We start from the raw sequence: 8,206 nt of genomic DNA on the forward strand, positions 1-8,206 counted from the left end.
GATCATTTGCTATTGCTTTAAAAGTAAAACGACGGCTTCAGTCGCAATGCCTTCTTTACGTCCGGTAAAACCTAGTTGCTCTGTTGTGGTAGCTTTTACATTCACATTGCTAATATCGGTTTCAAGATCTTGGGCAATCACTTCTCGCATACCATCAATGTAACCTGACAATTTAGGTGTCTGAGCAATAATAGTGACATCTGCATTACCCAACACATAGCCCCTTTCCTTAACCTTTTGATAGATATCACGCAGTAAACTCCTACTATCGGCCCCTTTCCATTTATCATCAGTGTCAGGGAAATGCCGACCTATATCGCCTGCTGCTATCGCACCTAGTAAAGCATCACACAAGGCATGTAAAGCTACATCACCATCAGAATGAGCAACCAACCCATATTCATATGGTACGGACACACCCCCAATAATAATCGGTCCATTGCCACCAAATTTATGAACATCAAAACCATGGCCAATACGAATCATGAGTTACCCTTTGTTTCGGTTGAGATAAAATTCAGCAAGAGCTAAATCTTCAGGCTGAGTAATTTTTATGTTTTCTGCTGAACCTTGCACGAGGGCAGGTGATAATCCAACCCATTCCATCGCTGAAGCTTCATCCGTTACATTAACGCCCTCAGAAAGCGCTTTGTTCAAAGCTGCGTTTAAATGTTCTGTTCGAAACATTTGCGGAGTCAGTGCATGCCATAAGCTTTCTCTATCAACCGTAGATTCAATATTACCAACCGAGTTTGCCCTTTTCATCGTATCTCTAACAGGTGAAGCAAGAACACCTCCGACTTGATGCTTTAATGACACCTCGATCAACTTATCTATGTCGCGATCGTTAACACAAGGCCTTGCTGCATCATGAACCATAACCCATTCAGCTTTCTCATTATCACGAACGTAAGTAAGACCAGACAATACCGATTCCGAACGTTCCGTTCCCCCTAGAACAGGTATAACACGTTTATTATCAGCAATTGACAAGTGAGGGTAATAAGGATCTTTATCATTAAGCACCACGATCACTTTGGCAATTTTCGGGTGTTGCAATAACTTATTTACGGTATGCTCAAGTACGCTTTTATTATGAATTAAAAGGTATTGTTTAGGACGTTCGGTTTTCATTCGACGACCCAAGCCCGCAGCTGGAACAATCGCAAAAATGGAAGCAGTTGCTTGAATCATAATCAGTGGTTCTCTTCAACGACTCGATAAAATGTTTCACCATCTTTGACCATGCCCAACTCATGGCGAGCACGCTCTTCTATTGCATCTAATCCTTGGCGTAGATCATCTATTTCAGCAAACATTTCGCTATTTCTATTTTGTAAGTTGCCATTAACTTGGTGCTGAACCTCGATTTCTGCTTGTACAGATTTAAACTCAGAAATACCGTTTTTGCCCAGCCATAATGTATACTGCAACCAAGCTAGTAAAAGTAATAAAGTAAGGGCAAAAATTCGCATAAATAATTCTAACAATGACAATGATGGGGAAAGTCATGTATAGCATAACGCCGCCTGTCACGCGACATAATGCTATAAGTAACCGTACGTACTCACCGAGCCAACAAAAAAACAAATAGCCCTAAACCTAGAATTAATCGATAGATCACAAATGGCGTCATTCCCATTCGAGAAATTAACTTAAGGAAGATATGGATACACAGATAAGCACTAAAAAAAGAAGTCATAATACCTGTCAGTAACATCCTTAAATCAACGGGTGCCTCACTACTCACAAGCTTCAAGCCTAAGTATCCACCAGCAAGCAAAATAATCGGTATCGACATCAAGAAAGAGAATCGAGCTGCCGCTTCACGAGTAAACCCTAAATAAAGTGCAGCAGTCATAGTTATCCCAGATCTAGATGTACCTGGTATTATCGCTATTGCTTGAGCTAGACCTATGAATACAGCCTTCTTGCGATCAACCTGATACTCATCTTTAGTTTGACTCGCATACTTATCAACATACCAAAGTAGTAAACCAAAAATGATTGTTGTTGAGGCAATTACCCAAGCACTGCGTAAATAAAGTTCAATAACATCTTTCATCAATAAGCCGAAGAAGCACGCGGGAATTGTCGCTATCACAATCATCCATGCAAGTTTAGCTTCCTTACTACTCTCACCTCTGAAAACAGAGGCCAAAAAAGCAGATAATAATGTTTTGACTTCACTACGAAAGTAAATAATCACTGCTGCAAGAGTTCCCACATGTACAGCAACATCGAATGCCAACCCTTGATCTTCCCATCCCAGTATTGCGGAAGGTAAAATTAAGTGGGCCGAACTAGAAATTGGTAAAAATTCAGTAAAGCCTTGTATTAAGGCAAGCATAAAAGCTTCAAAAAAACTCATTAGATTCTCAACTAGAGTAATAATCAAACCAAAGGTCTATTTTCACTAAGGTTTCTGGGTAGGAGAGTTCTGACCATATTTGATTTATAGTCCGACCATCATTAGGTACATTAAGTTCCGAGCACAATTCATGTAGTGGTTCAATAACAAACCCGTATTTATAGATATCACTACGTGGTAATTCTGGTCTTTGCCTCGAAATAAGCTGGCCAAACAAAATAATATCTAAATCAATAGTACGTGATTGAAGCTTTGCTGAGTAGTTTTCACGGCCCCATTTTAGCTCAATATTACGTAGTTGCTGCGAAAAATCTAGTAAACTCAATGAGGTTGTCATTTCAACAACGAGATTATAAAAAGCGTCTCCATCAAACCCAACAGCTTCACATTCATAAATCGTTGACAAGCGTATATTTTGGCCAATGTCATTCAACTCACGGATAGCCGCTTCGATATGCTTGTGTCGGTCTATATTAGAACCAACACCAATATATACTTTTGTCATCGCTGGCCTCGCTCAATAACGACTCCCACACCTGAAGCCTGCGCTACAGCCCCAGGTTTAGTTACACGAACCTTCACCCAAGGCACATTAAATTTATTAACAATAATATCAGCAACTTCTTCTGCGACACGCTCTACAAGTAAAAAGCGACCAGGTTCTATATGAGAACACACCGCCGAACTTACTTTGGCATAATCAAGAGCATCCACCACATTATCGCTTTTACCTGCAACCTGATTATTGTGAGCCATTTCAATATCAAAAATCAGCTTTTGCTTAATACTCTGTTCCCAATCATAGACGCCGATTGTTGTGATCAATTCTAACTGCTCGATAAATACTTTATCCATGCGTTTGATTCCTATTAAAGAGGTCGGATACCCAAATCAAATAAAAAGTCGTACTATTTTTGTTCCAAATACCATTATCTTGGTAGTCTGGGGATTACAAGCACTATATGATATCAATTACTTGCTCAGCTAACACCTCTTTATAATGAGTAACGGCACTATGACCACTATCGCACTTGTCATGATCATCTTCGCTTATCTATTGGGTTCGATATCGAGCGCGGTTCTAATCTGTCGATTGCTCAGACTCCCTGACCCACGTGGTGTTGGATCCCAAAACCCGGGAGCCACCAATGTATTAAGATTCGGAGGAAAAAAAGCCGCTTTGGCTGTACTTTTGTGCGACATGCTAAAAGGAACTGTCCCAGTCTGGGGCAGCTATTTCTTAAATTTTGATCCTATTACCCTTGGTGTAATAGCCATTGCTGCATGTCTAGGACATATGTATCCCGTATTCTTTCATTTTCAAGGCGGAAAAGGAGTAGCCACTGCCTTAGGAGCTATTGCTCCAATTGGACTAAGTCTATCATCAATGCTCATTCTAACTTGGCTCTTAGTCATTGCGTTATTTCGCTATTCTTCTCTAGCCGCAATTATCACTGTGTTACTTGCCCCACTATATACATGGATGATCAAACCCCATTACACCCTACCTGTAGCTATGCTTGCTTGTTTAATCATTTTTCGCCACCACAAAAACATTAAACGTTTGTTAGACGGAACTGAACCAAAAATCAGTGAAAAAAAGTCTATCTAACGGCATAGAATACCTCCAAATCACATTAGGAAATGGGGCCAAGTTGGTCAATCGGCCAACGGGGAATCGCATGCACAGCCAAATCTGTCATCTCGCCATTTTTTAACCGCTGCATGCCAGCATAAGCAATCATGGCACCATTGTCGGTACAAAATTCAGTACGCGGATAGTACACCTCACCACCAAGTTTATTTGCTAACTGCTCTAAGTCAGAACGTAATCGACGGTTGGCACTCACGCCACCAGCAATCACAATTCGTTTCAGCCCAGTTTGCTCCAGAGCTCGTTTACACTTTATGGTTAAAGTCGCACAAACTGCCTCTTCGAACGCCAGCGCAATATCTGCACGCGTTTGTTCATCGCTATTGTTAGCCGCAATAGTATTGGCCGTAAATGTTTTCAACCCAGAAAAACTCATATCCAAACCAGGGCGGTCTGTCATTGGACGGGGAAACTTAAAACGACCGGGAGTGCCTTTTTCAGCCAGCTTCGAAAGTAGTGGGCCTCCAGGGTAATCAAGTCCCATTAACTTGGCCGTTTTATCAAATGCCTCACCAGCAGCATCATCAATCGACTCACCGAGAATGTTATATTTACCGATCCCTCTCACCTCTACCATCATAGAGTGACCACCAGAAACCAATACAGCTACAAATGGAAAAGGTGGGGGATTATCTTCCAGCATAGGAGCAAGCAAATGACCTTCCATATGATGGACTGGCACTGCAGGGACTCCCCATGCATAAGCAAGACTCCTCCCTATAGTAGCACCGACAAGTAATGCACCAACTAAACCGGGGCCAGCAGTATAAGCTATGCCATCAATATCCTGAGGCATCAAACCAACTTCTGCCATTGCTGATTTTATCAACGGAATCGTCTTCTTTACATGATCTCGTGAGGCTAGCTCTGGTACGACGCCACCATAATCAGCATGGAGTTTTACTTGGCTATATAGTTTATGAGAAAGAAGACCTTTCTCATCATCATAAATCGCGATGCCTGTTTCATCACATGAGGTTTCAATACCAATAATACGCATGGTTTAACCTAGATACCTTAGTTCTGTGATTTTTAAATTAGCGTAATCTTACCTTGGCTTGGCGTGGCAAACAAATTTTGTATACTGGTTAGACGACAAAGGGCTTTACAAAGCCTATGCGATCGGATTAAAATTCCGCACCATTTTTGATCAAGCTGATTATAGACCCAGCGCTGAAGCTAGGTACTTTAAAATCAGCATTAATGAATAACCCCTGAGGTGAAAGGCATATGCCAGTAGTTAAAGTACGTGAAAACGAACCGTTCGACGTTGCATTACGTCGTTTCAAACGCTCTTGCGAAAAAGCAGGTATTCTTTCTGAAGTGCGTCGCCGTGAGCACTACGAGAAGCCAACGACAGTTCGTAAACGCGCTAAAGCAGCAGCTCAAAAGCGTCATGCTAAGAAGCTAGCTCGCGAAAACGCTCGTCGCGTTCGTCTTTACTAATAACTAAGTCCAAAAAAGGAATTTAGTTATGGCTCTAATTGACACTCTCAAAGATGAGCAAAAATTAGCGATGAAAGCCAAGGACAAATTACGCCTTGGTGCTATTCGTTTAGCTCTTTCTGCAATTAAACAACGTGAAGTTGACGAACAGATCACTCTGGGCGACGACGATATTATCGCTGTTTTAACAAAAATGGTTAAACAACGTCGCGACTCTGCCGCACAATTTGAATCTGCAGGCCGACAAGATCTTGCTGATGTAGAGCAAGCTGAAATTACTGTACTCGAGGACTTTATGCCTCAACCGCTAAGCGATGAAGAAGTCTCTGTACTAATCGAAAGTGCAATTGCCGACTTAGGTGCTGCGGGCATGCAAGACATGGGTAAGGTGATGGGCGTGCTTAAGCCTAAAATTCAAGGGCGCGCAGATATGGGTAAAGTAAGCGGTTTAGTACGCACTAAGCTAGGCTAACCCCCAACACATATTACAACAAGCCGTGCTAACCTATGGAAAGCACGGCTTGTTTGTATCTAGCCTACTATTCTTTTTCGCGTTTAGGGTTTTATGGCAGGACACATTCCAAGAAATTTCATTGATGATTTACTCGCTCGACTGGACATTGTCGACATCATTGACGCTCGTGTAAAGCTTAAGAAAAAAGGCAAAAACTACGGCGCATGCTGCCCATTTCATAATGAAAAAACACCCTCATTTAGTGTTAGTCAGGAAAAACAGTTTTATCATTGCTTCGGTTGCGGCGCTCATGGCAACGCTATCGATTTTATGATGGAGTATGAAAGGTTAGAATTCCCAGAAGCCATTGATGAGCTAGCCTCATACCTTGGCTTAGAAGTCCCCAGAGAACAGAATCAAGGCAGCAAGTCTAACGCCAATGCACCCAAACAAAATAGTGAACAAAAACGTGACCTTTACGATTTAATGGTAGGAATTTCACAATTTTATCGTGAACAATTGAAACTATCCAGTAGTAAAGCCGCTATCGACTACCTCAAAAAACGAGGACTTTCAGGAGAAATTGTAAAGAAATTCGGCATGGGTTACGTGGCTGACGAATGGGATCTTATCCGAAAGAACTTTGGTCAAACACCACAAACTCAAGCGATGCTCGTTTCCGGTGGAATGCTGATAGAGAATGATAAGGGTAGCCGCTACGACCGTTTTCGCGGCCGAGTCATGTTCCCTATACGTGACAGACGAGGAAGAGTGATTGGATTTGGTGGCCGCGTCATTGGTGACGGTACTCCAAAATACCTAAATTCACCAGAAACACCTATCTTCCATAAAGGTAAAGAGCTATATGGGCTTTATGAAGTCATGCAGGCATATCGAGAACCACCGCAAATTTTGGTTGTCGAAGGGTATATGGATGTTGTAGCTCTTGCCCAATATGGTATCGACTACTCTGTCGCTTCTCTTGGCACCTCTACAACAGGTGATCATATTCAATTGCTGTTTCGACAAACGAATACTGTAATATGTTGCTACGATGGCGATCGAGCTGGTAAAGAAGCAGCGTGGCGTGCATTAGAGAACGCGTTACAATATTTGAAAACAGGCAACACACTCAAATTTCTATTTCTTCCCGATGGTGAAGACCCAGATAGTTATATTCGAAAGCATGGCCAAAATGCATTTGAAAATCAAATGTATGATGCAATTCCACTTTCTCATTATCTTTTTGAAAATTTAGTTGAGATCCACAAAATAAACTTGGGCAGCAATGAAGGCAAGTCCGCGCTTAGGGCCTATTCCAGCGCGTTAATAAGCAAAATCCCCGACCCCTACTTTCAAGAGTTATTAGAAAAACGACTAGACGAAATAACTGGGTTTGATAACCAAAAACGCCCATCACGAATAAAACGCAGCGAACATACAGCTCAGCCCCACAAGGAGATAAAGCGAACACCAATGCGTGAGGTGATAGCGTTACTTATTCAAAATCCGAACTATGCTCAAATGGTGCCGGATTTAACCTCAGTTAGAGAACTATCGGTTCCTGGATTAAGATTATTCATTGAGGTGCTTGAATACTGTCATCTGCACCCCAATATAAACACAGGCCAGTTAATTGAACACTGGCGAAATACGAGCCATGAAGCTCTTTTATCTCGTTTAGCTGGATGGGAAATTCCGCTTGATGAAGATAATGAACAAGATATATTTTTAGATTCATTGGACAAAATACTAGCCCAATGCGTTGAAAAGCAAATTGAAGATTTGCAGGCAAAAGAAAGAAGTGTCGGTTTATCAACCGAAGAAAAAAGGGAGCTACTAGCATTAATGCTAGATTTAAAAGCGTAACCCTATTCGATTAGTCAGCAATAAATTAATGTGTTACTATGTGTGGTTTGCACTCGCATACTAATTCCTTCACCAGATACTAAGTTGGATACCGTCTATGGATCAAAATCCGCAGTCACAGCTAAAACAACTTGTCATTAAAGGCAAGGAACAAGGCTATCTGACCTACGCAGAAGTAAATGATCATCTGCCTGCAGAAATCGTAGACTCTGAGCAGGTTGAAGATATCATCCAAATGATTAACGACATGGGCATTAGAGTCGTAGAGACAGCCCCTGATGCCGATGATCTAGCCCTGAATGATGATGATACGATTACTGATGAAGATGCCGCCGAAGCAGCCGCAGCAGCATTATCTAGCGTAGAAAATGAAATTGGCCGTACCACAGACCCAGTACGCATGTACATGCGT

At 41.8% G+C, this 8,206-nt stretch carries 12 protein-coding genes; 5 read left to right on the forward strand and 7 right to left on the reverse strand.

Annotated features, from left to right (window positions below):
- Positions 1-9: 9 nt before the first annotated feature.
- From ispF to folB, 6 genes are all read right to left on the reverse strand, one after another.
- Positions 10-486, reverse strand: a complete 477-nt coding sequence (ispF, locus tag KO511_RS06785) for a 2-C-methyl-D-erythritol 2,4-cyclodiphosphate synthase (RefSeq protein ID WP_215986704.1) — start codon at positions 484-486, stop codon at positions 10-12.
- 3 nt (positions 487-489) lie between these two features.
- Complete coding sequence (gene ispD, locus KO511_RS06790; RefSeq protein ID WP_215986705.1) at positions 490-1,194, reverse strand: 2-C-methyl-D-erythritol 4-phosphate cytidylyltransferase; 705 nt, start codon at positions 1,192-1,194, stop codon at positions 490-492.
- A 2-nt stretch (positions 1,195-1,196) separates the two neighbouring features.
- Positions 1,197-1,475, reverse strand: coding sequence for a cell division protein FtsB (gene ftsB, locus KO511_RS06795; protein WP_215986706.1), 279 nt, complete (start codon positions 1,473-1,475; stop codon positions 1,197-1,199).
- A gap of 92 nt (positions 1,476-1,567) precedes the next feature.
- On the reverse strand, positions 1,568-2,371 hold the full coding sequence (locus KO511_RS06800; RefSeq protein WP_215986707.1) for an undecaprenyl-diphosphate phosphatase: 804 nt from the start codon (positions 2,369-2,371) through the stop codon (positions 1,568-1,570).
- A 7-nt stretch (positions 2,372-2,378) separates the two neighbouring features.
- Positions 2,379-2,876, reverse strand: coding sequence for a 2-amino-4-hydroxy-6-hydroxymethyldihydropteridine diphosphokinase (gene folK, locus KO511_RS06805; protein ID WP_215986708.1), 498 nt, complete (start codon positions 2,874-2,876; stop codon positions 2,379-2,381).
- Positions 2,873-3,226, reverse strand: a complete 354-nt coding sequence (gene folB, locus KO511_RS06810; RefSeq protein ID WP_215986709.1) for a dihydroneopterin aldolase — start codon at positions 3,224-3,226, stop codon at positions 2,873-2,875. The genes folK and folB overlap by 4 nt, the downstream gene beginning before the upstream one ends.
- 160 nt (positions 3,227-3,386) lie before the next feature.
- On the opposite strand from folB, the gene plsY reads away from it, so the two are divergent.
- Positions 3,387-3,983, forward strand: a complete 597-nt coding sequence (gene plsY / locus KO511_RS06815; RefSeq protein ID WP_215986710.1) for a glycerol-3-phosphate 1-O-acyltransferase PlsY — start codon at positions 3,387-3,389, stop codon at positions 3,981-3,983.
- Positions 3,984-4,008: 25 nt separating this feature from the next.
- Here the strand turns inward: plsY and tsaD are convergent, their stop codons facing one another.
- On the reverse strand, positions 4,009-5,025 hold the full coding sequence (gene tsaD, locus KO511_RS06820) for a tRNA (adenosine(37)-N6)-threonylcarbamoyltransferase complex transferase subunit TsaD (protein WP_215986711.1): 1,017 nt from the start codon (positions 5,023-5,025) through the stop codon (positions 4,009-4,011).
- A gap of 230 nt (positions 5,026-5,255) precedes the next feature.
- Between tsaD and rpsU the strand changes: the two genes are divergently transcribed.
- From rpsU to KO511_RS06840, 4 genes are all read left to right on the forward strand, one after another.
- Positions 5,256-5,471: a 30S ribosomal protein S21 gene (gene rpsU / locus KO511_RS06825; protein WP_001145625.1), complete on the forward strand. Its 216-nt coding sequence runs from the start codon at positions 5,256-5,258 to the stop codon at positions 5,469-5,471.
- 28 nt (positions 5,472-5,499) lie between these two features.
- The gene (locus KO511_RS06830) at positions 5,500-5,943 is read left to right on the forward strand and encodes a GatB/YqeY domain-containing protein (RefSeq protein ID WP_215986712.1); all 444 of its coding nucleotides are present in this window, start codon (positions 5,500-5,502) and stop codon (positions 5,941-5,943) included.
- 93 nt (positions 5,944-6,036) lie between these two features.
- Positions 6,037-7,794 carry a DNA primase gene (gene dnaG, locus KO511_RS06835; protein ID WP_215986713.1) on the forward strand — a complete coding sequence of 586 codons (1,758 nt, stop codon included), beginning with the start codon at positions 6,037-6,039 and terminating at the stop codon, positions 7,792-7,794.
- 97 nt (positions 7,795-7,891) lie between these two features.
- Positions 7,892-8,206, forward strand: a 315-nt coding sequence (locus KO511_RS06840; RefSeq protein WP_289847772.1) for an RNA polymerase sigma factor region1.1 domain-containing protein, incomplete at its 3' end; no start/stop codon positions are given.

Source organism: Vibrio hepatarius, assembly GCF_018860525.1.
Lineage (GTDB): Bacteria > Pseudomonadota > Gammaproteobacteria > Enterobacterales > Vibrionaceae > Vibrio > Vibrio hepatarius_B.